General features: G+C 54.7%; 26 protein-coding genes. 20 read left to right on the top strand and 6 right to left on the bottom strand.

The annotated features are described in order from the left end of the window. The first annotated feature begins 382 nt into the window (after window positions 1-382). From urtA to Q4551_RS08305, 12 genes are all read left to right on the top strand, one after another. Window positions 383-1,669 carry an urea ABC transporter substrate-binding protein gene (gene urtA, locus Q4551_RS08360; RefSeq protein ID WP_303433084.1) on the top strand — a complete coding sequence of 429 codons (1,287 nt, stop codon included), beginning with the start codon at window positions 383-385 and terminating at the stop codon, window positions 1,667-1,669. A gap of 135 nt (window positions 1,670-1,804) precedes the next feature. Continuing rightward, the gene (urtB, locus tag Q4551_RS08355) at window positions 1,805-3,532 is read left to right on the top strand and encodes an urea ABC transporter permease subunit UrtB (protein ID WP_303433083.1); all 1,728 of its coding nucleotides are present in this window, start codon (window positions 1,805-1,807) and stop codon (window positions 3,530-3,532) included. Next, window positions 3,529-4,755, top strand: a complete 1,227-nt coding sequence (urtC, locus tag Q4551_RS08350) for an urea ABC transporter permease subunit UrtC (protein ID WP_303433082.1) — start codon at window positions 3,529-3,531, stop codon at window positions 4,753-4,755. The genes urtB and urtC overlap by 4 nt, the downstream gene beginning before the upstream one ends. Beyond that, window positions 4,752-5,597, top strand: a complete 846-nt coding sequence (urtD, locus tag Q4551_RS08345; RefSeq protein ID WP_303433081.1) for an urea ABC transporter ATP-binding protein UrtD — start codon at window positions 4,752-4,754, stop codon at window positions 5,595-5,597. Before urtC ends, urtD begins: the two co-directional genes overlap by 4 nt. Beyond that, window positions 5,594-6,316: an urea ABC transporter ATP-binding subunit UrtE gene (urtE, locus tag Q4551_RS08340; protein WP_303433080.1), complete on the top strand. Its 723-nt coding sequence runs from the start codon at window positions 5,594-5,596 to the stop codon at window positions 6,314-6,316. Before urtD ends, urtE begins: the two co-directional genes overlap by 4 nt. Before the next feature lie 49 nt (window positions 6,317-6,365). Then, window positions 6,366-7,292, top strand: a complete 927-nt coding sequence (locus tag Q4551_RS08335; RefSeq protein WP_303433079.1) for an urease accessory protein UreD — start codon at window positions 6,366-6,368, stop codon at window positions 7,290-7,292. A gap of 48 nt (window positions 7,293-7,340) precedes the next feature. After that, on the top strand, window positions 7,341-7,643 hold the full coding sequence (locus Q4551_RS08330; RefSeq protein WP_303433078.1) for an urease subunit gamma: 303 nt from the start codon (window positions 7,341-7,343) through the stop codon (window positions 7,641-7,643). Between the two features lie 109 nt (window positions 7,644-7,752). Continuing rightward, on the top strand, window positions 7,753-9,813 hold the full coding sequence (gene ureC / locus Q4551_RS08325) for an urease subunit alpha (protein ID WP_303433077.1): 2,061 nt from the start codon (window positions 7,753-7,755) through the stop codon (window positions 9,811-9,813). An 18-nt stretch (window positions 9,814-9,831) separates the two neighbouring features. Beyond that, entirely contained in the window at window positions 9,832-10,392 is a 561-nt protein-coding gene (gene ureE, locus Q4551_RS08320; protein WP_368501378.1) for an urease accessory protein UreE, read from the top strand. Beyond that, window positions 10,304-11,077: an urease accessory protein UreF gene (locus tag Q4551_RS08315; RefSeq protein WP_368501377.1), complete on the top strand. Its 774-nt coding sequence runs from the start codon at window positions 10,304-10,306 to the stop codon at window positions 11,075-11,077. The genes ureE and Q4551_RS08315 overlap by 89 nt, the downstream gene beginning before the upstream one ends. 37 nt (window positions 11,078-11,114) lie before the next feature. Continuing rightward, entirely contained in the window at window positions 11,115-11,762 is a 648-nt protein-coding gene (gene ureG, locus Q4551_RS08310; RefSeq protein ID WP_303433076.1) for an urease accessory protein UreG, read from the top strand. A 105-nt stretch (window positions 11,763-11,867) separates the two neighbouring features. Continuing rightward, a complete protein-coding gene (locus tag Q4551_RS08305) occupies window positions 11,868-12,455 on the top strand; it encodes a HupE/UreJ family protein (protein WP_303433075.1) in 588 nt (195 codons plus the stop codon). Between the two features lie 93 nt (window positions 12,456-12,548). Here Q4551_RS08305 and Q4551_RS08300 read toward each other — a convergent pair whose 3' ends face one another. Beyond that, window positions 12,549-14,102, bottom strand: a complete 1,554-nt coding sequence (locus Q4551_RS08300; protein WP_303433074.1) for a tetratricopeptide repeat-containing sulfotransferase family protein — start codon at window positions 14,100-14,102, stop codon at window positions 12,549-12,551. A gap of 133 nt (window positions 14,103-14,235) precedes the next feature. Between Q4551_RS08300 and nudC the strand changes: the two genes are divergently transcribed. From nudC to Q4551_RS16235, 4 genes are all read left to right on the top strand, one after another. Next, complete coding sequence (gene nudC / locus Q4551_RS08295) at window positions 14,236-15,087, top strand: NAD(+) diphosphatase (protein WP_303433073.1); 852 nt, start codon at window positions 14,236-14,238, stop codon at window positions 15,085-15,087. Then, the gene (locus tag Q4551_RS08290; protein WP_303433072.1) at window positions 15,084-15,629 is read left to right on the top strand and encodes a sugar O-acetyltransferase; all 546 of its coding nucleotides are present in this window, start codon (window positions 15,084-15,086) and stop codon (window positions 15,627-15,629) included. Before nudC ends, Q4551_RS08290 begins: the two co-directional genes overlap by 4 nt. An 80-nt stretch (window positions 15,630-15,709) precedes the next feature. After that, the gene (locus Q4551_RS08285) at window positions 15,710-16,060 is read left to right on the top strand and encodes a VOC family protein (protein WP_303433070.1); all 351 of its coding nucleotides are present in this window, start codon (window positions 15,710-15,712) and stop codon (window positions 16,058-16,060) included. Window positions 16,061-16,081: 21 nt separating this feature from the next. Further along, window positions 16,082-16,366, top strand: coding sequence for a cysteine-rich CWC family protein (locus Q4551_RS16235; protein ID WP_368501376.1), 285 nt, complete (start codon window positions 16,082-16,084; stop codon window positions 16,364-16,366). Window positions 16,367-16,422: 56 nt separating this feature from the next. Here Q4551_RS16235 and arsB read toward each other — a convergent pair whose 3' ends face one another. The 4 genes from arsB to Q4551_RS16230 are packed head-to-tail and all read right to left on the bottom strand — an operon-like array spanning window position 16,423 to window position 19,386. After that, complete coding sequence (arsB, locus tag Q4551_RS08280; protein WP_303433069.1) at window positions 16,423-17,439, bottom strand: ACR3 family arsenite efflux transporter; 1,017 nt, start codon at window positions 17,437-17,439, stop codon at window positions 16,423-16,425. A gap of 12 nt (window positions 17,440-17,451) precedes the next feature. Beyond that, window positions 17,452-18,171: an arsenical resistance protein ArsH gene (gene arsH, locus Q4551_RS08275; protein WP_303433067.1), complete on the bottom strand. Its 720-nt coding sequence runs from the start codon at window positions 18,169-18,171 to the stop codon at window positions 17,452-17,454. Then, window positions 18,171-18,635: an arsenate reductase ArsC gene (locus Q4551_RS08270; protein ID WP_303433066.1), complete on the bottom strand. Its 465-nt coding sequence runs from the start codon at window positions 18,633-18,635 to the stop codon at window positions 18,171-18,173. Before Q4551_RS08270 ends, arsH begins: the two co-directional genes overlap by 1 nt. Before the next feature lies 1 nt (window position 18,636). After that, a complete protein-coding gene (locus tag Q4551_RS16230; RefSeq protein WP_368501375.1) occupies window positions 18,637-19,386 on the bottom strand; it encodes a metalloregulator ArsR/SmtB family transcription factor in 750 nt (249 codons plus the stop codon). Window positions 19,387-19,724: 338 nt separating this feature from the next. Between Q4551_RS16230 and Q4551_RS08255 the strand changes: the two genes are divergently transcribed. The 4 genes from Q4551_RS08255 (at window position 19,725) to Q4551_RS08240 (ending at window position 24,283) form a co-directional block, all read left to right on the top strand. Then, window positions 19,725-21,431 carry an ATP-binding protein gene (locus Q4551_RS08255; protein ID WP_303433065.1) on the top strand — a complete coding sequence of 569 codons (1,707 nt, stop codon included), beginning with the start codon at window positions 19,725-19,727 and terminating at the stop codon, window positions 21,429-21,431. A 448-nt stretch (window positions 21,432-21,879) separates the two neighbouring features. Next, entirely contained in the window at window positions 21,880-22,185 is a 306-nt protein-coding gene (locus Q4551_RS08250) for an STAS domain-containing protein (protein WP_303433064.1), read from the top strand. 10 nt (window positions 22,186-22,195) lie between these two features. Continuing rightward, complete coding sequence (locus Q4551_RS08245; RefSeq protein ID WP_303433063.1) at window positions 22,196-23,920, top strand: SpoIIE family protein phosphatase; 1,725 nt, start codon at window positions 22,196-22,198, stop codon at window positions 23,918-23,920. 3 nt (window positions 23,921-23,923) lie between these two features. Then, complete coding sequence (locus Q4551_RS08240) at window positions 23,924-24,283, top strand: Hpt domain-containing protein (protein ID WP_303433062.1); 360 nt, start codon at window positions 23,924-23,926, stop codon at window positions 24,281-24,283. Between the two features lie 140 nt (window positions 24,284-24,423). On the opposite strand, the gene Q4551_RS08235 is transcribed toward Q4551_RS08240, so the two are convergent. Continuing rightward, complete coding sequence (locus Q4551_RS08235) at window positions 24,424-25,212, bottom strand: transglutaminase family protein (protein WP_303433060.1); 789 nt, start codon at window positions 25,210-25,212, stop codon at window positions 24,424-24,426. Between the last annotated feature and the right edge of the window lie 75 nt (window positions 25,213-25,287).

Genomic DNA, 25,287 nt, shown 5'->3' with positions numbered 1-25,287 from the left:
GGCCGCCCGCGCTCCCGCGAATGGCGGGTCTCGATGTCGTGGTAGGACTGGTATAGCCGGGGCCGCCCGCGCTCCCGTGAATGGCGGGTCTCGATGTCGTGGTAGGACTGGTATAGCCGGGGCCGCCCGCGCTCCCGCGTATGGTGTCAACGTCTGGCTGTCTGCGCTTCCGTGAATGGCGTTAATGTCTGCGCTCTCGCTTGTGGGCCCGGATGGCGCCGGTCTCTGCGGCTATACGTCAAATGACGTATACCTGTGCGTTAATTACCCCATACCTGAATGCAGGGCTTTTCCGAATAATTGACTGGCAGATTACAGAAGAGGGGAGGCCCGTCAGCGGGCGTCACCAGGCCAATAAAAGTAGATTAAAGGAAGCTTCGGTATGACATTCAAAAAGCTGGTTACCGGCGTCGCTCTGGCGGTTGGTGCTACTATGGCAAGCTACAGTGCACTTGCAGCCGACACCATCAAGGTGGGTGTGTTGCATTCGTTGTCTGGCACCATGGCGATTTCAGAAACAACGCTGAAAGACACGGTTCTGATGATGGTGGAAGAGCAAAACAAGAAGGGTGGTTTGTTGGGTAAGCAGCTGGAAGCCGTGGTGGTTGATCCTGCCTCTAACTGGCCTTTGTTTGCTGAAAAAACCCGCGAATTGCTGACCAAAGACGAGGTGGATGTCATCTTCGGTTGCTGGACGTCGGTTTCCCGTAAATCCGTTTTGCCGGTGATTGAAGAGCTGAACGGTCTGATGTTCTACCCGGTGCAGTACGAAGGGGAAGAATCTTCCAAAAACGTATTCTACACTGGCGCTGCGCCAAACCAGCAGGCCATTCCTGCGGTTGATTATCTGATGAATGATCTGGGCGTCGAACGCTGGGTTCTGGCCGGTACCGATTACGTTTATCCCCGTACTACCAACAAGATTCTGGAAGCATATCTGAAGTCCAAGGGTGTCAAGGAATCAGACATCATGATCAATTACACGCCGTTTGGGCATTCTGACTGGCAGTCCATTGTGTCGGATATCAAGAAGTTCGGCAGCAAGGGTAAAAAAGCCGCAGTGGTTTCTACCATTAACGGTGATGCCAACGTGCCTTTCTACAAGGAACTGGGTAACCAGGGCGTTTCGGCTGAAGACATTCCCGTTGTTGCTTTCTCGGTTGGTGAAGAAGAACTGTCCGGTATCGATACCAAGCCTCTGGTGGGTCACCTGGCCGCCTGGAACTACTTCCAGAGCGTGGATAGCGATGAAAACGAAGCCTTTATCGAAAGCTGGCAGAAATTTACCGGTAACGACGAGCGCGTAACCAACGATCCTATGGAAGCGACTTATATCGGTTTCCAAATGTGGACCCAGGCCGTTGCCAAAGCCGGTACCACCGATGTCGACAAGGTTGAACAAGCTTTGATCGGCCAGAAAGCGCCGAACCTGACTGGCGGCATGGCGGTGATGAACAAAAACCACCATCTGAGCAAGCCAGTACTGATCGGTGAGATTCAGGACGATGGCCAGTTCGAAGTTGTCTGGGAAACCGATGGCCTGGTCGCTGGTGATGCCTGGTCCGACTTCCTGCCGGGTTCCAAGGATCTGATTGCCGATTGGACGGCACCTACCAAGTGCGGTAACTACAACACCAAAACCAAAACCTGCTCTGGCCAGAACTACTAGGCCGACGCCGGACCCCCAAGCCCTGCCACTTCTGGCAGGGTATCTGACTACCTGATTCCGCCCGCCGACATTCTGGTTCTTATCTGGACCGGGGTGTCTGTTGGTTTTCCTGATCATCAGACGCGGAGCCTCATTGTGAAAAAACTGTTTATTACCTGCTGCTGCCTGCTCGGCATGCTGGCCGGGCCGGTGTTTGCCGAGTTGGACGACGCGGTACGAGCGCCCGACGCTGAGACAACGCCAGTCGCTGTTGAGTCATCTGAATTAACGACGGTTGCGCTGGAAGCTGGCCTGGATGCTGAGGCGCTGGCTCCGGTTGTGACGATCGAGTCATTGCTGCTTGAGTTGACCGAAACCTCGCTGAACAAAACGATCCCGGTGCTGGAGCAACTGCATGACCTGGGCGGCAAGGAGATACTGCCGCTGTTCAAAACCCTGCTCGCCGGGGATCTCTACTACGTGAAAGCAACACGCCAGGTGGTCGGCAAGATCGAGACCAAGGGCGAAACCGAATATAAAGACCCGCTGACCAGTGTTCTGGTCTCAGACCTGGGCAAGCGTGATGTGAAAAAGATTCGGGTAAATAACCGCCTGCGCAACTATTTGAATGGCGTGATAGCCCGGATTCGTTTGTCGTCCGAACGGGCTGAAGTACGCGAGACGGCGGTGAAAAACCTGCTGTCGGAGCTGGATGCCGATACCATCGTGACGATTCAGGCAGCGCGTCAGCATGAAACCGTAGCATCAGTTCAAGAAATCATGGATCTGGCGCTGGCCATGTATCAGCTGGAAAGTTCGACACAACAAGCCGATCAACTGGCGGCCATTGAAGCCATTGGTGGCAGTCTGGAAGGTGATGCCCGCAACGTTCTGCGTTACTTCGCGGATATGGCAACGGATCACAGTGACTACAACCCGGTGGTCAGTAAGGCAGCGGCGAAGGCGCTGGACCGTATTCAGGAACGGGTGGAACTGTACGGTTTTGTTGACCAGTTGTTTTTTGGCCTGAGCCTTGGCTCGGTCTTGCTGCTGGCGGCGATTGGTCTGGCCATTACCTTCGGGGTTATGGGGGTGATCAATATGGCCCATGGTGAAATGATCATGCTGGGGGCTTATACGACGTATGTGATTCAGCTGATCATGCCCAACCTGATCGATTATTCACTGTGGGTGGCGATCCCGGCTGCCTTTATTGTATCGGGTCTGATGGGCGTCCTGATTGAGCGGCTGGTCATTCGCCATTTGCACGGTCGCCCATTGGAAACCCTGCTGGCGACTTTCGGGATCAGCCTGATCCTGCAGCAGCTGGTGCGTACGATTTTCTCGCCGCTGAACCGGCAGGTGGCATCTCCTGAGTGGATGAGTGGCTCGGTCGAGATCAACCCGGTGTTGTCGCTGACCCTGAATCGTTTGTACATTCTGGCGTTTGCGTTGTTGGTGTTTTTTGCCCTGCAACTGATCTTGAAGAAAACCAATCTGGGCCTGAATGTTCGGGCGGTCTCGCAGAATCGTTCCATGGCCCGGGCCATGGGGGTGCGCTCCGACCGGGTCGATGCCATGACCTTTGGTCTGGGTTCCGGCATTGCCGGTATTGCCGGGGTGGCGTTGAGCCAGCTGACCAACGTGGGGCCGAACCTGGGCCAGGCGTATATTATTGATTCGTTTATGGTGGTGGTCTTTGGCGGTGTCGGCAATCTGCTCGGCACGCTGGTGGCAGCCTTCTCGCTGGGTATTGCCAACAAGTTTCTGGAACCGGTTACGGGAGCGGTGCTGGCCAGTATCCTGGTGTTGGTCTTTATCATTCTGTTTATCCAGAAACGTCCGAAAGGATTGTTTCCTCAAAAAGGGAGGGCGGCAGAATGAACGCACTTGCTGCTGTATTTCAGACCTTGCTGAAAAACAAGGGTCAGCCTGGTGGTCGGGTCGCCCCCTTTGTGATTCTGCTGCTGGTGGTGACCGTGTTGGCATCGGCGGCCAATTTGCTGGTGCCGGAAACATCGGCATTTCATGTCAGCACCTACACCATTACCTTGCTGGGCAAATACCTCAGCTACGCCATGTTGGCGTTGGCGGTGGATGTGATTTGGGGCTATTGCGGCATTCTCAGTCTTGGCCACGGGGCATTTTTTGCGCTGGGTGGTTATGGCATGGGCATGTACCTGATGCGCCAGATTGGTGATCGCGGGGTTTATGGCAACCCGGAATTACCCGACTTTATGGTGTTCCTCGACTGGAGTGAGTTGCCCTGGTTCTGGCAGGGGATGGATCAGTTCTGGTTTGCCATGCTGATGGCGGTGCTGGTGCCCGGTATTCTGGCGTATGTGTTTGGCTGGTTGGCGTTTCGCTCGCGGGTGACCGGGGTGTATCTGTCGATCATGACCCAGGCGCTGACCTATGCCTTGCTGCTGTCGTTTTTCCGCAACGAAATGGGGTTTGGTGGCAACAATGGCCTGACTGACTTCAAGGATATTCTCGGCTTTGATCTGCAGTCGGACAGCACCCGGGTGGCGCTGTTTCTGATCACGGCATTAATGCTGTCGCTGACACTGATTACCAGTCACTGGATTATGAAGTCGCGGCTTGGCAAGGTGATTGTAGCCATTCGGGATGGCGAATCCCGCGCCCGCTTTATCGGTTATCGCACCGAGCAGTACAAGGTTTGGCTGTTTGTCTATTCCGCAGTGATTGCGGCAATTGCCGGGGCCTTGTATGTGCCTCAGGTGGGTATTATCAACCCCGGAGAGTTTTCCCCCATCAACTCGATTGAGGTGGTGATCTGGGTGGCGGTTGGTGGCCGTGGCACGCTGATTGGTGCGGTTATTGGGGCGTTGCTGGTGAACTACGCCAAGACACGGTTTACGGCCATTATGCCGGATGGCTGGCTGTTTGCGCTGGGTGCACTGTTTGTATTGGTAACGCTGTATTTGCCAAAAGGCTTGATGGGTATTTACGGTCAGCTGCAGCAGCGTTTTGCGACTCGACCCGCCGCGCCTGAAGCATCTGTATCCACCGCGGCAACATCAACATCTGCAACGTCAGCAGCGCCAACAACATCAACATCGGATTCCAGCGGGGTGTCCTCATGAGTGTGATTGAAACAGTTTCCGATCAGGCCCGGGATGCCTTGCGGCCGGATCAGGTCTGGCCCTTTCTGATGCCGAAGCAGCCAGAGATCAATGTCTCGCAGCAGATGATTCTGTATGTCGAAGGGGTGAACCTCAGCTTTGACGGTTTCAAGGCCTTGAATAACCTCAATCTGTACGTCAACGATGGTGAGTTGCGTTGCCTGATTGGTGCCAACGGGGCCGGTAAAACCACCATGATGGATGTGATTACCGGCAAGACCCAACCAGACTCCGGTACGGTGTATTTTGGCAGCAATCATAATTTGCTGAACCGCTCGGAAGCGGAAATTGCCGAACTGGGCATTGGTCGCAAGTTCCAGAAACCGACGGTGTTTGAAGCACACAGCGTATTCGACAACCTGGAGCTGTCGCTGAAGTCCAACAAGGGGGTGTTGCCCACGCTGTTTGCCCGTCTCAGTCCGACGGAAATCGGTCGTATCGAAGAAGTGCTGGAAATCATCGGCCTGACGGAACAGCGCTCGATGCTGGCCGGTGCCTTGTCCCACGGTCAGAAGCAATGGCTGGAGATCGGCATGTTGCTGATGGCACAACCCCGGCTGCTGCTGGTGGATGAGCCGGTGGCTGGCATGACCCCGCAGGAAACCGAACGCACCGCTGAGTTGCTGACCTCGCTGGCCGGGAAACACACGGTGATTGTGGTGGAACACGATATGGAATTTGTCCGCAGTATTGCCCGAACCGTGACCGTCTTGCACCAGGGAGCCGTTCTGGCCGAAGGCACCATGGACCAGATTCAGAGCAACCGCGACGTGATTGAAGTGTATCTGGGGGAAGAAGCATGATTGCCATTAACAAGGTCAACCAACTGTATGGCGGCACCCAGATTTTGTGGGATCTCGATCTGGCGATTGAGCAAGGTTCCTGTACCTGCATTATGGGGCGTAATGGAGTCGGCAAAACCACACTGCTGAAATGCCTGATGGGACTATTGCCGATTTCGAATGGCGAAATCCTGCTCGACGGTGAGCCGCTGCACAAGAAAAATGCCGAAGCCCGGGCTGTGGCCGGCATTGGTTACGTGCCGCAAGGACGGGATATTTTCCCGATGCTGTCGGTGGAAGAAAACCTGCGGATTGGTCTGCCCATTCGCAAGCAGCGGTTAAAAATGCTGGGGCGTGAGGATGATTCGGCCGAGATTCCGGAAAAAATCTTTACCCTGTTTCCAGTCTTGAAAGAAATGCTGCACCGCCGTGGCGGTGACCTTTCCGGTGGTCAGCAGCAGCAGCTGGCTATCGGGCGGGCACTGGTGATCGAACCCAATGTCCTGATTCTGGATGAACCCAACGAAGGCATTCAGCCCAATATCGTCCGTCAGATTGGCGATGTCATCCTCAAGCTGAACGAAGAGGAAGGGCTGACGGTGATTCTGGTTGAGCAGAAACTCGGTTTTGCGCGCCGAGTCGGTAAAGAGTTCCGGCTGATGGAAAAGGGCCGGGTTGTTGCAAGTGACAAGATGGCCAATTTGAACGATGCCCTGATTCGACAATATCTGGCAGTATGATGGCAAGCAACCCTCGCTTATTGGCATAACAGATCAAGGAGTACGCGGCATGAATATGCCGGTTAAAGAGCCAGCGTCAGTCCCTCCAGCGGAGCCATCCCGCTGGAACGCATCACTGGCGTTAGGCATCAGCCGAACCGCGCGCGGCTCGGTGTTAAAAAGCAACGTCCATCACGGGCCGTTGTATGTGCAAAAGCCGTTTTACCCGGAAGGGCGCGAGCTGGCGCATGTGTATTTGCTGCATCCTCCCGGTGGTATGGTCTCAGGGGATACGCTGGCCATCAGCGCCAGTCTTGGCCCAGCGGCGTCAGCGTTGATCACCACTCCCGGTGCTGGTCGGGCCTACAAGGCCCGTGCTGATAAAACCTTGCAACGACAAACCCTTCGCTTTGAACTGGCCGAACAGGCAACACTGGAATGGCTGCCGCTGGAGAGCATCATTTATCCGGGGGCCAATACGCGTCTGGATACCGATGTTTACCTGTCAGCCGGGGCAAGTTATATCGGTTGGGATGTCACCAGTCTGGGATTACCGGCTTCAAGCCAACCGTTCAGCGCCGACAGTTCATTCACCCAGAATCTCAATCTGTTCCGTGATGGTCGGCTGGTGCTGCGAGAACGCCTGGTGGTGGATGGCCAGCAAGGCCTCTACGCCGCCATGACCGGACTGCAATCCATGCCCATCAGCGGCATGATGGTGGCCGGGCCGTTTTTGTCGGACGGCAGCCCCGGCCAACCCGATGGCCAGGCCTTGCTGACCGAAGAGCATATCCAGCAGTTGCGCGAATTACTGGAACCGGACGGGTCTGGAAAAGCATATCTAACAGGTGTTACTCTTAATCATGATTTTCTGATTATCCGTTATCTTGGTCATTGCTCGGAACAAGGGCGCTCACTGTTTACCTGCTGCTGGCAAGAAATCCGCCCGTTGCTGACAGGGCGCAATGCCTGCGCCCCACGAATCTGGGCCACCTGACCGGCGGCTCCAACCTGAATAATACGACCAACATCAAAGAGGTCCGGCATGGAACTACTGCCAAGAGAAAAAGACAAGCTGTTGATATTTACTGCCGCCTTGCTGGCTGAACGACGCCTGAATCGTGGCTTGAAACTGAACTACCCGGAAGCCATGGCCTATATCACCATGGAAATTGTTGAAGGGGCGCGTGACGGTAAAACCGTGGCTGAACTGATGAGTTATGGCAAAACCCTGCTCAGCAGTGATCAGGTGATGGACGGGGTACCTGAGCTGATCCATGAAGTGCAGGTGGAAGCCACCTTTCCGGATGGCACCAAGTTGGTCACTGTGCACGAGCCTATTTGCTAGATTGTCCGGCGGGTGATCCGTCGTGGCCGTCGTCAGTCATCGGGCATACCGGGCTGGCGCAAAGCATCCAGCAAGAACACGTTTAAACCCCATTACAGGGAGACACTCCATGTTTATACCAGGTGAAGTACAAGCTGCCAGCGGCGAAATCGAACTGAACGCTGGCCGTAAAACCCTGACCGTCCGGGTGGAAAACACCGGGGACCGCCCGATTCAGGTTGGCTCCCATTATCATTTTGCCGAAACCAATCCGGCACTCAGCTTTGATCGTGAGGCCGCACTGGGATTCCATCTCAATATTGCTTCTGGAACGGCGGTTCGGTTTGAGCCGGGTCAAGGGCGTGAAGTGGAACTGGTGGAGTTTGCGGGCAAGCGTGAAATCTATGGCTTCCGTGGTGATGTCATGGGCAAGTTGCCCGCCGCTGCTGCCGCTGACGAGAGCACCGTCTCGGTAAAAATGGATCGCACCGCTTACGCCCAGATGTTTGGTCCTACCGTGGGCGACAAGGTACGTCTGGGTGATACCGACCTGTGGATCGAAGTGGAGCAGGATTTCACGGTTTATGGTGACGAAGTCAAATTTGGCGGTGGCAAGGTTATCCGTGACGGCATGGGCCAGAGCCAGGCGCTGAATAATCCCCCCGAAGGTGAACCCGCCATGGATCTGGTGATTACCAACGCACTGGTGCTGGATCATTGGGGTATTGTCAAAGGTGACGTCGGCATCAAGAACGGTCGTATTGTCAAAGTCGGCAAGGCCGGTAATCCGGATATTCAGGACAGTGTCGATATTATCGTTGGCCCCGGTACGGAAGTGATCGCCGGAGAAGGCTCGATCCTGACCGCAGGGGGCATCGATGCCCATATTCACTTTATTTGTCCGCAACAGATTGAAGAAGCATTGATGAGCGGCGTTACCACCATGATCGGTGGTGGTACTGGCCCGGCCACCGGCACCAATGCCACAACCTGTACGCCGGGGCCATGGTATCTGGCCAAAATGATCCAGAGCACTGACGATATGCCGATGAACCTCGGCTTTCTGGGCAAGGGTAACGCCAGCCTGCCAGACGCCCTGGAAGAACAGCTGCAAGCCGGCGCCTGTGGCCTGAAGCTGCATGAAGACTGGGGCACCACCCCTGCGGCCATCGACTGCTGCCTGGGCGTGGCGGAGCGATACGATGTACAGGTGGCGATTCACACCGACACCCTGAATGAATCCGGTTTTGTCGATGACACCATCGGAGCGTTCAAGGATCGGGTGATTCATACCTATCACACCGAAGGTGCCGGGGGCGGTCACGCACCGGATATTATCCGTGCCTGTTCCTACCCGAATGTATTGCCGTCCTCCACCAACCCGACCCGGCCCTATACCGTAAACACGGTGGATGAGCATCTGGACATGCTGATGGTTTGCCACCATCTGGATACCTCGATTCCGGAAGACGTTGCCTTTGCTGATTCACGTATCCGCAAGGAAACCATCGCAGCGGAAGATATCTTTCACGATCGCGGTGCCTTTTCGATGATCTCGTCCGACTCCCAGGCCATGGGACGAGTCGGCGAAGTGGTCACACGCACCTGGCAAACCGCCCATAAAATGAAGCAGCAGTTTGGTTTTCTGGAAGAAGACCAGGCGCAAGGGAATGACAACTTCCGTGCCCGTCGCTATATCGCCAAGTACACCATCAATCCGGCGATTACCCACGGCATCTCCCACGAAGTGGGTTCGATTGAGCCGGGTAAACTGGCGGATCTGGTGTTGTGGAAACCGGCTTTTTTTGGCGTCAAACCTTCCATGATCATCAAGGGCGGCATGATTGCGGCGGCACAAATGGGTGATCCGAACGCGTCGATACCGACTCCACAACCGGTGCATTACCGGCCGATGTTTGGTGCCCATGGTTCGGCAGCGGCCAAAACCTCGTTCACCATGGTGTCCCAGGCGGCGCTGGATAATGGCCTGAAAGAGCAACTGGGCATCAAGCGCGAGCTGGTGGCCTGTAAAAATACCCGCAACATTCGCAAAAGCGATATGGTGCACAACAGCTGGCAGCCGAATATCACCGTCGACCCGCAGACCTATGAAGTGCGTGCCGACGGCGAGCTGCTAACCTGTGAACCGGCAACCGAACTGCCTTTGGCGCAGTTGTATTGCCTGTTCTGAGTGAATTTGGAGAACACAATGCTGGAAGTTTACGAACGCCTTGGCCTTGAGGCCGCCGGCCCGATTTACGCCACGGTTTGCCTGACGCATGAGCAGCGCGACCGTGGGCGTTTACGCCTGGTCAGCACAGACGGTGAAGAAGTGCGGGTGTTTCTGGAACGTGGCAAGCCGCTGCTGGTTGGCGAGTTTCTGAAAACCCAATGCGGCAAAATAGTACAGATTGATGGTGCAGTCGAAGCCGTTGCAGAAGCAACGTGTGATGACTGGCGCACTTTTTCCCGGGCCTGTTATCACCTGGGTAATCGCCATGTGAAATTGCAAGTCGGGGAGCGCTGGCTGCGTATTACACCGGATCATGTGTTGGAAGAAATGCTGGTATTACTCGGCCTGACGGTCAGTGCGACCGAGGCTGTTTTTGTGCCGGAATCGGGGGCTTATGCCAACGGCGGTCATGGCGGTCATTCACACGGTCACGACCATGATCACAGTCATGATCACAGCCACAGCCATGATGACGATCACGACCATTCACAAGGTCACGGCCACTCCCACGGGCATGCCGATGGCCATCATCACTGAAGCGGCCGCCGGGGCCACCTTGAGTGACGCCGGTCTGATCCGCTTGATGCAGCTGTGCTCGGTCAGTTTGCCGGTGGGCGGGTATGCGTTTTCCCACGGCATGGAATACGCCATTGAGGCGGGCTGGATTCGCAACGCCGATCAGGTCAGTCAATGGGTGAGCGAGCAACTGGTATACAGCCTGGCGACTACGGATGTGCCGGTCTTGCGGCGGTGTATGGCCGCCATTGACGCGAATGACCCGGCAGAATTACAGCGCCTGAATGACTTGCTGCTGGCCTGTCGGGAAACCCGTGAATTGCGGCTGACCGATACCGCCATGGGAGAAGCCTTGCACCGTCTGCTGACCAGCCTGAATATGGATCTGCCTTTTGCCAAAGGAGAGCCGGTCAGCTTTGTCTGCCTGTTTGCGCTGGCGGCTGGTGTATGGGGAATTCCTTATCGGTCGGCAGCGCTGGGATTGTTATGGTCCTGGCTGGAAAACCAGATTGCCGCAGCAACCAAGCTGGTGCCTTTGGGACAAACCCAGGCCCAGCAACTGCTGGGTGCCTTACAGCCGGCGTTACAACAGGCATTGGATCGAGCCGACACCATCGACGACGATGGGATCGGAGCAGGCTTGCCCGCTCTGGCGATTGTCAGTTCTCAACATGAACATATGTACTCACGCCTGTTTCGCTCCTGAACGAGTCGAACGGCGTTAAAAAGACAAGGGGATTTGTATGTCGAAACCAAAACAGACATTACGCGTAGGCGTAGGCGGCCCGGTTGGCTCAGGCAAGACGGCGCTGCTGCGTTCGTTGTGTACCGCGATGCGTGACCATTACGATATTGCCGTGGTGACCAACGATATTTACACCAAGGAAGACGCAAAATTCCTTACCGAAAACGAGGCGCTCAGCTCGGATCGTATTCTTGGGGTTGAAACCGGCGGCTGCCCGCACACCGCCATTCGTGAAGATGCTTCCATGAACCTGGCAGCCATTGACCAGCTGCTGGAGCGCCACGGTGCGCTGGATGTGGTGTTTGTCGAAAGTGGTGGCGATAACCTCAGTGCGACCTTCAGCCCGGAGCTGTCGGACTTGACGATCTACGTGATTGACGTATCGGCGGGGGACAAGATTCCTCGCAAAGGTGGCCCGGGCATTACCAAATCGGACTTGTTGATCATCAACAAAACCGATCTGGCACCTCTGGTTGGCGCTTCTCTGGAAGTCATGGATCGTGATGCCAGGAAAATGCGTGGCACCCGGCCATTTGTATTCTCCAACCTGAAACAGGCCCAGGGTCTGGATGACATCATTCACTTTATTGTGACCGAAGGCATGCTGGAGCCAAAAGAGATTCCACCTGCCAAAGCAGTGGTGTAAGCGACAACATTGTTTGCACGATGCTGGCGCGACTGAAACATTACACGACGAAAGATTAAGAGATTAAACAACTCTTGTTGAACGAACGACATCAAGGAAACCGCTATGAAACCTATTTTTAAAACTGCCCTCACGGCGTCCATGACTGTTGCGGCGCTGGTGCCAACGGTAGCCATGGCGCATACCGGTCACGAAACCTCGGGTCTGATGGCGGGTCTGAGCCATCCGTTTACCGGGCTGGATCACCTGTTGGCCATGGTGGCAGTCGGCCTGTGGGCAGCCCAAATGGGCGGGAAAGCCATCTGGCAACTGCCATTGGCGTTTATCGCGACCATGGCGTTGGGCGCTGGCCTGTCGATGGCAGGCATGACCGTCCCCTTTGTGGAAAGCGGTATTCTGGCGTCGGTGATCGCCGCCGGTTTGTTGGTGGCTTTTGCAGCCCGCTTTAACCTGCTGCTGTGCACTGCCCTGACGGCGGCCATGGCGATGTTTCACGGTGTTGCTCACGGTGCCGAAATGCCGCTTGCGGCCAGCGGTCTGGGCTATATGAGCGGCTTTATGCTGGCTACGCTGGTCTTGCATCTGGCTGGTATCGCCCTGATCAAGGCCGGTAAACCTGCACTTGCTACCCTGGTGGCTCGTATTGCGGGTGGTTCTATCGCTGCCGGTGGTCTGGTGCTGGCGGTGATGTAATCACGCCGCTTGTGCTGTTTTCAGGTTCCCATGCCGATCTTTGGTATGGGAGCCTGGCGCCTGAGCGAAACGGTTTTATGCTGCAGGCAGGGTTCAGGGCTGGTTAAGCCGTTGCAACATCGGTTGCAGTTGCTCTTCGTAACGCCGCCACTGAGCTACCCGGCTGTTTGATAGCGGCTGGCGTACCTGGGTCGCCGACAGGGTACGGACACTGCGCTTGTTGTTATGAAAATTCAGGCAGGCGTCATCCCACGGCAGGCCAACAAAATCCAGCAGTGCCCGGATGGTCGGCTCTGGCTCGGCAATCAGGGCTTCATACTCCATAACAAAAATATCGGCCCCGGTGTTCTGCCAGTGCTGAATCAGCTTGTCGCTGGCGTTCCAAATATCGGCCAACTCTTCCTGCTGGTAGGTGAAGTACATGCCTTCGGAGAAAAACTGGCGGTAACAGCCCCACAAATTGTCCATCGGGTGACGTCGGCAGACCACCATCCTGGCCTCTGGCAAGGCCTGACGAATCACGCCGATCGCCTTGTAGTTTTGCAGGTTTTTGTCGGTAAACCAGCCGCTGCCTTGCAGTGCTCTGGTGCTTTTGCGGTAGGCGCTGCCAATGGCTTGCCAGCCTTCCTGTGGCATATCGGCGACCCAGTCCGGAAAGCTTTTCCGAATGCCTCGACGGGTCAGGTATTGACCACAGGCCAATGGCAGGTCGTTAAGTTCGTCGCCAGCAGTCACACTGGGGTGGCTGGACAAAATGTGTTCGGTCAGTGTGGTGCCACTACGGGGCAAGCCACAGATAAAGACCGGTATCACATCGCTTGCCGGGTCTGCGGAAGGAGAAGAACGCGCAGGGTGCGAGGCAGGAAAGGCGCTGATGGTTTTTTCGATCTGGTTGAGTTCGGCCTGATGCTGGTATGGCACTAACGAGCGATAGAGGTCGGCACCTGCTTTGATATTGTCGAACTGGCGGGCATATTCCTGGGCTGCCTCATCACTGCGACTGAGGGCGTAATACACCATTACCCGCTGTCTCGGGGGGAGATTGTCGCCGCTCGCCAGCGCCGCATAACCCTGATATTCCTGCTCTGGCAAGACACCGATCATGTCGGAACGGTTCCAGATGGCATTGGCATTACCGGGCTGCAGCGCCAGACAGCGGTTAAAGCTGGCAAGTGCATCATCACTGCGGCCTGTTTCTTTCAGAATAACACCACGGTGGTTGTACAATTCTGCCAGTGCCGGTTCCAGTTTGATGGCCTTGTCGATCAGCTGTAAGGCACTCTGGTGTTGCTGGGTCAGCCTCATAGCCTGGGACAGGTTGGTCAGGGCCGGAATAAAACGGGGTTTGCTGCTCAGGCAGCGCTGCGCTTCATGAATCAGGCCTTGCTGGTCTCCGGTTTTATTGAGGGTGGCAAACAGCAGCATCCAGGCATCGGCAAAACCGGGCAGTTGTTGCGTGACCTGTTTGAGCAGATCCAGAGCGGGCAAGGGCAGGCCACTGCCTGACCAGCGTTGTGCCAGTCCCATGGCTTCCTGTGCTGGCAGGGTGCGTTGGCCTTGTCCGGGCAACTGGATGCTGACCGGTTTCAGAGCAGCCTTGTTTGCCTTGCCGGTTTTGCTGTTTTTTGTTGCTGTTTTTTTAACCACGCCAGTATTCGCCTTTCGTAAACACCATCAATCGGTCGGTGTATTATGCCTGAATGAATCACACGGAGCATTTGCCGCCTTTGGCAGCCGGGGTTATCGTTACACTTTCAAGCCAAGGTTACAGGCGCTCACCATGAGCCATATTTTTACTTTTGAACTGTGCGATTACCTGCCAGAGCAACATGATCAAGCACCTCGTTATCTGCTGGTGAGTGAGGGACAGTTATTATCGGGTATCGAGGCACAACTGACGCTGTATGCTGATGAGGAGGCGCAGCGCTTGTCTGGAATGGCCGATCTGCCCATCCAGGATCAGGCCATTTATGTCGGCATCGCCAACGGCAAGACACCGTGTTTTGTGGTTGAGCTGGCACAGCCGACCGCCTCTTCGCAACATCAGTGGCTGTCTCCCCGGGTGCTGATGGCCATTGCCTCTGCGGCGGAATATCTGGCTCTGGCGCGGGCGTTGCAGTTGTGCGTCTGGGTTCGCGAGCATCGCTTTTGTGGGCTGTGCGGACAACCCACCCAGCGGCACCGGGTTGAGCGGGCAATGACGTGTGAGCCGTGCAACAAAATGTATTATCCGCGTATTTCACCTTGCATGATTACCATTGTGATCAAGGGGGAATATTGCCTGCTGGCGCATCACACCCGTTACAAAACCAATTTTTACAGCACATTGGCAGGGTTTATCGAAGCCGGTGAATCGATCGAAGATGCGGTACACCGTGAGGTCAAGGAAGAAGTTGGGGTGCGGGTGCAGGATCTTGAATACTTTGGTAGCCAGAGCTGGCCTTTTCCGGGCCAACTGATGGTCGGGTTTATCAGCCGTTACGCCAGTGGCGAGATTGTGATCGATGATGATGAAATCTCGGATGCCCAATGGTTTCACTACACCAACTTGCCAGAAATCCCGCCACCGATGTCTATTTCCGGTCAACTGATCCAGACCTTTGTTGACCGCTGTCGGCAAGGGACGGTATGACCGAACGTGAAAAAATGCTGGCTGGTTTGCCTTATAACGCCTGGGATAACGAGCTGCTGCAAGCACGCCTGTTGGCCAAATCGGTTTGTCATGCCTTTAACCAGGCCGATCCTCGCCAGCCTGCGGCTCGTATGGCATTACTGGATGGCTTGCTGACCTTGCATGGCAGTGCCTATATCGAGCCTAATTTCTTTTGTGATTATGGGGTGAATATCGAGATCGGTGATCATTTTTACGCCAATCATAATCTCACGATTCTGGATGTTTGCCCGGTAATAATCGCTGAACACGTGATGATGGGGCCGGGCTGTATGATCGCAACGGCCAAACACCCGTTAGACCCTGTTGAACGAGAGACGATCGAATCCGGCGCGCCGGTTGTGATTGGGCACCATGTCTGGCTTGGTGGCAATGTGTCGGTATTGCCCGGAGTAACGATTGGTGACCGTTGTGTCATTGGGGCTGGCAGTGTGGTGAACCGGGATATTCCCGCCGGTGCTGTGGCAGCCGGTAACCCGGCACGGGTAATTCGTATGTTATAAGCCAATGTGTTCGGTCAGTATCAGCAACCGGCGCGATCAACAGATGTTACCAACAGACGTTATTCATAAAGGGCAAAGCCATGAATCAGCACGGCAAACTGAACTACGTAGAAATGGCAGCCAGTAATCTGGAAGCCACCAAGGCATTTTTTAACGCTGCCTTTGGCTGGCAGTTTATAGACTACGGCCCGGATTACACTGCGTTTGCCGACGCAGGACTCGACGGTGGATTTTATCGGGCGGAGCTGGCTTCCCGAGTGGAGCAAGGCGGTGCGCTATTGGTATTTTTCAGCAACCATCTGGAAGAGACTCTGGCGGCGGTTGAGCAAGCTGGTGGGGTGATTATTCAGCCAATTTTTGCTTTTCCGGGGGGCCGCCGTTTTCATTTTACCGAACCCAGTGGTAATGAATTGGCCGTGTGGTCTGAATAGCAGTCAGGCTAGTGCCTGTTAATGGAATTGGAAATCAAGATGACTGACCCGGTGACGACTGTCATACCATCAGAGCGGACGGTGCAAGGGACAGACCTCGGAGAACCCTCGCCGCGGCTGTGTCCCTTGTGTGCCAGGGATAATGAATGCGCCGTGGCCAACCAGCGGGATGCGGCGCAGTGCTGGTGTATGACAGCGACCTTCCCGCCGCAATTGCTGGAACAAAATCGTGATTCTGCCGGACAACGGTGTATTTGCGTGCAGTGCCTGAACGCGTTTGATATTACAACGATGCCACGGCCGTAGGGCCGGAATCACGATGCCGGGGCACCCTCCATGGCAGCCCTTCGTGGTCTCAAATATCAATCAAACCAGTGACGGGTACGGTTGGCGAACCAGACCAGCGACAGCATCACCGGCACTTCCACCAAGACACCGACCACGGTGGCCAGAGCGGCTCCGGAATGCAGGCCAAACAGTGAAATCGCGACGGCAACGGCCAGCTCAAAGAAGTTGGACGAGCCAATCATACTGGCGGGTGCAGCTACGTTGTGTGCCAGTTTCATCCGTTTGGCGGCGAAGTAGCTCAAGGCAAAGATGCCGTAGGTCTGAATCAACAGCGGAATGGCAATCAGGCCGATAACCAGGGGGTTTTCCAGCAGGGTTTCGGCCTGAAAACCAAACAGCAAAATCACTGTGGTCAGCAAGCCAACGATCGACCAGGGTTTCAGAGCGGCAACAAAACTGTTCAGGCGCTGGTGATCGTTTCCCCGGTCAAGTTTCTTGCGGGTCAGGGCACCGGCAATCAATGGCAAAACAACGTATAACAGGACGGAAATCAGCAGGGTTTCCCATGGCACCTGAATATCACTGATCCCCAGCAAAAAAGCGGTAATCGGTGCAAAGGCAAAAATCATGATGATGTCGTTGATCGAGACTTGAATCAATGTGTAATTGGCGTCGCCCCGTGTCAGTTGGCTCCAGACAAACACCATCGCGGTGCAGGGAGCAACCCCGAGCAGGATCATCCCGGCAATATACTCTTCTGCGGATTGTGGATCGACCCAGCCGGCAAACAAGACCTTGAAGAACAACCAGCCCAGCATTGCCATGGTGAAAGGCTTGATCAGCCAGTTGACGACCAGTGTCAGGGCCAGGCCTTTGGGTTTTTTGCCCACGTCTTTCAGTGAGCTGAAATCGATCTGGATCATCATGGGATAGATCATCAGCCAGATCAGCACGGCCACAACCAGGTTTACATGGGCGTATTCCCATGTGGCGATCAGGGTAAACACCGTCGGCAGCAGATTGCCAAGCAGTACGCCTGCCGCAATACACAAGGCGACCCACACCGATAGATAACGTTCAAACAGTCCCATGCTGGTTTGCTCCTAGATAGATCGTTGATTGACGCGTTGCATCAGTGCCTCGGCACTTTCTACCCGCTCGGAATACCGGTCGACCAGATAGGCGCTGTTATGGCGGGTGAGCAGGGTAAATTTCATCAGCTCTTCCATCACATCGACGATGCGGTTGTAGTAGCCAGATGGTTTCATGCGATTGTTGTCGTCGAACTCCATAAAGGCCTTGGCCACTGAAGACTGGTTCGGGATGGTGATCATGCGCATCCAGCGGCCGAGCACGCGCAGCTGGTTGACGGCATTAAACGACTGCGAGCCACCTTCGACCTGCATCACGGCCAGGGTTTTGCCCTGGGTCGGCCGCACTGCGCCCATCGACAGGGGTACCCAGTCAATCTGGGTTTTCATGATGCCGGTGATCGAACCATGGCGTTCCGGTGAACACCAGACTTGTCCTTCCGACCAGACAACCAGTTCGCGTAATTCCTTGACCTTGGGATGCTGATCATCGGCATCGTCCGGTAGTGGTAATCCGGATGGATTAAAAATACGGACTTCGCCGCCCATATGGACCAGCAGCCGGGCGCATTCTTCAATAACCAGACGGCTGAAAGAGCGGTCGCGCAAGGAACCGTACAGCAGCAAGAAACGCGGCTTATGCTCCGGCCCCGCAAGGCTGAATGACGCTGGCTTCGGGATTTGGAAGTGATTTTCGTCGAGGTTGGGCAGTGACATATCGTGCAGATCCATTATTTGGCCCCCTGTTGTGCCAGTGCGGCTGGCCACAGGCTTTTATCCAGCCGGGCGATGTCCTGCAGGGCGTCGACGCGTGTTTCGATTTGCTGGATGGTATGGCGAAACGCCGCTGCAATCTCATCATCGCTGCCTTGTAATTTGGACGGATCTTCCAATCCCCAGTGCACCTTGAGGGATTGTCCGAACCAGACCGGGCATGCTTCTCCGGCGGCAGAATCACATACGGTTACTACCAGGTCTGGCGCAAAATCTTCGAGATCATCCCAGGACTGGCTTTGCAGGCCGGTGGTATCCATACCGGCTTCGGCGAGATATTTCAGTGACAGTGGGTGTACTTCTCCGGACGGTTGGCTCCCGGCACTTCTGGCCACCAGCGAGCCGTCAGACTTATGGTTGGTGACGGCTTCCGAAAGAATGCTGCGGCAGCGGTTGTGGGTGCAGATATACAGGATTTTCATGTCAAGCGTCTCCGGTCGTGGTGGCATCGGCAGACAGGCGTTGCAGCGCCTCTGCCAGGTAGTCGGTGTTGTTGGCGAAGGTGATGTGCAAAACATCCCTGGCCCAGGAGGGCATCAGGGGGTGCAGTTGGTAGTACACCCATTGCCCTTGGCGGCGGTCTTTCAAAATGTTGTTCTTGCGCAGTTGCGCCAGATGGCGTGAGATTTTGGGTTGTGATTCGTTCAGGGCGGTCATCAGCTCACAAACGCATAATTCTCCCCGGTCGGCGATCAGCAGCAAGGATTGCAGGCGAGTGTCATCGGCCATGGCTTTGAAAAATTCGACCGGCGTAAACGACGGATCTGGTTTGCTGACCTTGCTGTTGACCAGCACAAACAGACGGATGCGCTCGCTGATTTCCTGCAAGGTACGGGTGAACGCCAGGGGGTCATCGCTGGCTTTGGGGTCAGGAAAGTCCCAGGCCATCGTCACTCCGGCGGTTGGCCATTGGCGGCATTCCTGATGTGCCTTGTCGCAGAGCGTAATCACATAATCAAATGACTGCGCGGCAAATTCGGTCAGGTTCTTGGAGCGCAGGCCCACGGTTGGCAAGCCGGCTTTATCCAGTGTCTGGAGTGTTCTGCTATCGATGCCTTCCGGCTGCGTTCCGGCACTGAAGACTTCAAAGTGGTCGCCGGCCATATTGCGCAGTACCACTTCCGCCAGTTGCGAGCGGGCAGAGTTGCCGGTGCAGATAAATAACACTTTCATGATGTGCTGTGTCCTGTGTGAATACGCGCATGCTAACAACCATATATACGAAATTCCATATATATTTATCGGTCAACGGATTCTTTGATTTTGAACGTCTGTCTGGGGTGTTTGTTTGGGGTGTCTGTTTTGCAGGCAGGTTTCAGCGCTATTAACAAAACCGCCATTAACAAGACAATCTTTCGGGCTGTCGCTTTCGCTTCAGTGCCACTGATTGGTACATTCAGGCTGTATGATTTGCGACAGCTGAGGCTGCTATTCCACACAAAATCAACAAGTTAGTGACTGGTCTGGCGCTTGCAACAAGGCCTGTAACTGACGTTTTTCAAGTGTTGATTATGAAACTGAACATTCATCGTATTTATGTAGAAGCTCTGGTTGAGCGTTTTCCGACCTTGTCGTATCTGGCTGACCAGCTGCGATTTGGCCATCGGGCCGAGGTGCCATTTGTCCAGCTGACTGTCGAGCAACTGGGCTTTCTGGAAACCCTGTATCTGGAAGCCGGGCCATCGATGGCGGGTCAGGCTGCGCAACTCGCCACTCTGAAGCAGGCCATGGGAACAGCCGGGGAACGTTTTGAGGCGGGTAATCTGGAATTATTGGTGGCGGCGATCACCGAGTATTTATTACAGGATGCCATTCGTGGCTGGCTGTTCCGGGTGGTGACATCGGGGAAACCCATTGCTTATCTGGTCACGCGTATCGACTTTACTCCCCCAGGGGAGGAAGAAACGGGCCGGATTCTGCTGGAATTAAAAGCCAATGCCATGGCCCGCATCGCAACAGAAAATCTGGTGATTCGTGAACGTGATATTGAAGGCCATACGCTGGCCGAAATCTTCGCCAGCAAGGGTTTTCTGAAAGAAACCCCGGCCCTGATGGCGGCCTACGATGCGTCGTCGAACCGCTATTTTGACTGGCGTTCTGATTACGGCATGCAGTTTTCAGGGGCTGGCACCGGCATTTTTGCGGAAGATCCCGGTGCCAGCCACCGTACCACCGACTGGTCACGCAAAAACCGGGTGGTGCTGTCGTCGGGTGGAGGAACTGCCCGGCTGGTTAATGATGAAGAAGTCCTGAAAGAACGAGAGCTGACGCTGGATGCACCGGGCCAGATTCTGGGCAAGTATTTGCGCAAGGCCGGACGCAGCATGAACTACAACGAGAAGGTCGAGCAGCGGGTCGAAGCCTTGATGGCCAATGTGCCAGAGGATGTCTTTACCCAGCTGCCGGTTCACGGCTATATGCTGATGTTTCACTTGGAGTTGCATCATCATGTCTGGGTGCATGTGGACGATATGTCGCCTTATGTGTATCAACCCGAGTTGAAAGACAAGCTGATTCTGCCCCCTGAACAAACCGATCTGATTGATATTCTGACCGCAGAAATGGATGTGTTGATGGACGATATCGTGGAGGGCAAGTCCGGTGGCACCACGGTGCTGTGTGCCGGGCCGCCCGGGGTGGGTAAAACCCTGACGGCAGAGGTATATTCGGAGATTATCAAACGGCCGTTATATCGGGTACATTCTGGCCAGCTGGGCCTGAATGTAAAGGAAATGGAGCTGGCACTGAAGGACACTCTGACCCGGGCGCAGCGCTGGGGCGCGGTGATGCTGATCGACGAAGCGGATGTCTATATCAAACGCCGGGATGACAATATTGCCGCCAATGCGGTGGTGGGGGTCTTTTTGCGGGTGCTGGAATATTTTAATGGCTTGCTGTTCCTGACCACCAATCGGGTGGAAGATATCGATGAAGCCATCGTCTCGCGCTGTATTGCCCTGATCAAGTACCATCCACCAGAACGGGACGACCGACAAAAAATCTGGGACGTTATGACGCGCCAGTTTGGTCTGGATATCAGCCCGGCATTGCTGGCTACTCTGACGGATGTATTTCCGGCTGCGACCGGGCGGGATATCAAAGGGCTGTCGCGGCTGGTTTCCAAGTATTGTTTGTATAAATCGGTGGCGCCAACGCTGGAAGCGTTTGAGCGCTGCAGTATTTTCCGGGGTATGGATATTGATCACAGCCAGCGCTGATTGCTTGCCAATCTAACGTCAATACCCACCGGGCCGGTGCGATAGGAGTCATCATGTGTGTCTCTGGTGATCGTGGCGGCCTGCGCCCCGTCCATCTGCTTCTCTTTCTTTTCTTTCCCCTGTACGTCATCGCGCGGCTGAAGTGAGTCATCGGCGCCGACCGGCTGTTATGATGCCTCTGTGCGGCATATTTCAGTTGCTGGTGGCGATTGGCAGACACTTCATTTTACGTCGATAGCCGCTGCTGATGGCATAACGGCAGGGGTATTACTTGATGTAAACGCATATAATGGCTGTTATATAGGAAAAACCGCGCTGAGCTGTGCAAATTTAACAGCGTGTGCTAAACGTTTATTAAGAATAATTGTAGCCTGGTCGGTTTGAGCAGGATCGGGTGTAAAAAACTGTTTGGGAGCGGCAGCTCTCGAGTATATGAGGTAATAGATCAATGACTGTAGAAACCCTGGTGTCCGCCGATGGTAAAGAATTAACGATCAAGGTATTTGGCCGTTTTGATTTCAGTGTGCACCAAGCATTTCGGGATGCTTATGATGCGCACCAGCCAGCGGCACTGCGTTATGTACTGGACCTGGCAGGAACCTCTTACCTCGACAGTTCGGCGTTGGGCATGTTGCTGCTGCTGCGTGATCATGCGGGCGGTGATGCAGCAGATATCAGCATTGTGAATTGTAATCAGGATGTGAAAAAGATTTTGACAATCTCCAACTTCGAGCAACTTTTTACTATTCGCTGAGGCGACTGACATGCTGCCAATCCGGATCTTAATTGCCGACGACAACCTGGTCGACCGCAAGATTCTGGGGCGTATCCTCCAGAAGCAGGGGCATGAAGTACTGGATGCCGAAAATGGTGCAGATGCTGTGGCACTGTTCAAGCAAGAATCGCCGGATATCGTGCTGCTGGATGTGATGATGCCGGTGATGGATGGCAAGGAGGCTGCGCGCCAGATCAAGCAGCTGGCTGGCGAAGATATGGTGCCGGTGATCTTTCTGACCTCCATGACCGATGCCTATGGTCTGGCGGACTGTCTGGAAAGTGGTGGCGATGATTTTCTGAACAAGCCTTACAATCCGGTGGTCTTGCAGGCCAAGGTACGCTCTTTCTACCGCATGCGGGAAATGCATCAGACCTTGCAGCAACAGCGCGATACCATTGTTTGCCATAACGAACATCTGATCCAGGAACAGGAAGCAGCCAAGGCGGTATTTGACAATGTGGCCCACCTTGGCTGCCTGTCCGCCCCGAATATCCGTTATCTGATCTCGCCGCTGGCGGTCTTTAATGGTGATGTCCTGCTGGCCGCACGTCAGCCTAACGGCAGTATGAATCTGCTGCTGGGCGATTTTACCGGTCATGGCCTACCGGCAGCCATTGGTGCCTTGCCGTTGGCGGAAATCTTTTATGGTATGACCGCCAAGGGTTTTGGCATTCGCGATATTATTCGTGAAGTGAATCGTAAGATGAATTCGATTTTGCCGGTGGGTTTTTTCTGCTGCGCAGTGATGGTCGAAATGAATTTTGAACGCAAATCCACCAGTATCTGGATGGGCGGCATTCCGGATTGTTATCTGTATCGGGTCGCTGATGCGTCACTACATACCTTGCGCTCCCAGCACTTGCCTTTGGGGGTGTTCGGTGACAGCCGCTTTGTTGATTCCTTGCAAGAGTACACCATGGAACCGGGCGATCGTTTGTTGCTGTGGTCTGATGGCATTCTTGAAGCGCGTAATCCGGCTGGCGATATGTTCGGGCAGCAACGGCTTGAGGATGCGATCAACTCTGCCGCGGCAGCCGAGATGATTTTTCCAACGATCAAGTCAACATTGGCCGAGTTCCAGAACAACAGTGAACGTGATGATGATATCACCTTGCTGGAGATTCAGATGGTGTTGCCGGACGATGTTGAAGTCGACCCTAAAGCGGTTGCGACGACGTCGGATGTTGGGCCAATGGACTGGTCTTTCAGTTACGAACTGGGCCCGGTCAGTCTGCGTAATTTCAACCCCTTGCCTTTGGTGATGCATCTGATGATGGAAGTACCGGGCCTGCGTATGATGAGTGGCCAGCTGTATACCGTTATGGGTGAGCTGTTTGCCAATGCGTTGGAGCATGGGGTGTTGAAGCTGGATTCCACCATGAAACGTTCGCCCGAAGGTTTTATGAAATATTACCAGCAGCGCCAGGAACATCTGGAACAGCTGGAAGATGAGTGGATTCGGATTGATATGGAACATCAGGGCGATGGCGTGACCGGGCAGCTACGGGTCCGCTTTGTTGATAGTGGCGATGGGTTTGATTATCAGTCACTGCAACGAGAAGAGGACTCTGACTTGCTGGAAGTTACCAAGCATCAGTATTCCGGTAGAGGTATCTCTCTGGTGAGTCAGATATGCAAATCGATTACTTATTATGGGAAGGGGAATGAAGTGGAAGCGATTATTCATTGGCCTCACCAGGAGGAGGAGTAGTTCATGACACTACAGGATCATTTTGATGATGAGTCGCTGGACATGTTGCGCGAAGTGATGGAAGAGGAGTTTGATGAGCTGATCACTTTGTTTCTGGATGATTGCGAGAGCCGCTTACCTAAAATGAATGAAGCGTTGGCGCAACAGGATGTGACCGGGTTGGGAGGCCAGGCCCACAGCTTCAAGGGAGCCAGCGGCAATGTGTGTGCCATTCCTCTGTCGGATTGCAATAAAAAGCTGGAAGATATGCTGCGCGACAGAAAAACCGAAGAGGTTGACTGGGAAGAAGCCAGTCGCTTGCTGTCTGCCATCCAACAGGAGTTTATTGCCGTCAAGGCCTGTATCCAGAATAATTTTTGCTGATTATTATCGACCTTGTCGATAAGGCCAGGGTTGATACTCCACGTTCGGCAGGGCACCAGCCGTGTACGGGCAGACAAGCATAACAAACCGGGGTATGCCTGATGGCTGCCCCTGTTTTCCTCCATGCCGTAGCGGCAGCTTCAGCGCTTGATCTCTTCAACAGAAATAATCTGCTCAATCGGAAACACCGGTGGTCCATACTGGTTGTAAATGGCCACGTCAGTCGCGTCACGTCCGTAACCGGTAGCCACGTAGGCTCCCTTGCGGCCATATTGAGTGGCATCAAAGGTGTACCAGCGGCCGCCGACATAGGCTTCGAACCAGGCGTGCAAATCCATCGGCTGCAGCTCGTACAAGTAACCGACAACCTGACGGGCAGGAATACTCAGTGCCCGGCATAAAGCGATACAGAGGTGGGATAAATCCCGGCAGACACCGGACTGGCGCAGGTTGATTTCGATAGCCGATACCGGTAACGGGCTGGTGCCTGGTTCATAACGAATGGTACGGCGCACCCAGTCTTCAATCGCCGCCACCTGATCATAACCCGGCAGACAGCCTTGGGTGATTTCGGTAGCCAGTTGGTGAAAACGGTCGGATTCACAATAGCGGCTGGGCAGCAGATAGTTGAGGACATCCGCTGGCAGATGCTGGATTTCCACAAAAAAGCTGCCCGGTGCTTCCTCGACATGCTCAAGGGTCATGACTTCTGCTGAGCAATACAGGGAAAACGGGCCGGGAGGCGCGATCAGTCGCTGGCAGTCGTTGCCATAGGAGTCTTTGAATTCGGTAACCGGCACGCTGGGAAGCACTTCGTATTCTTCCCGTGCGACCCATTGCTGAGAGCCTCGACGAGGGCGCAGCATCAGAATAAACGGTGTGGGCACGGAAATTTCAAAGGAAAATTCACAACTGGTGCTGATCCACATTCATGCTTTTCCTAGTTGGTAGCTGAAGCGGTAACTATATGGGCAGAAGCCCTATACGCCTAGTGATATCAGGCT

This window comes from Oceanobacter sp. 5_MG-2023 (assembly GCF_030548165.1).
GTDB lineage: Bacteria > Pseudomonadota > Gammaproteobacteria > Pseudomonadales > Oceanobacteraceae > Oceanobacter.
This window is presented reverse-complemented; position numbering and strand designations above follow the sequence as displayed.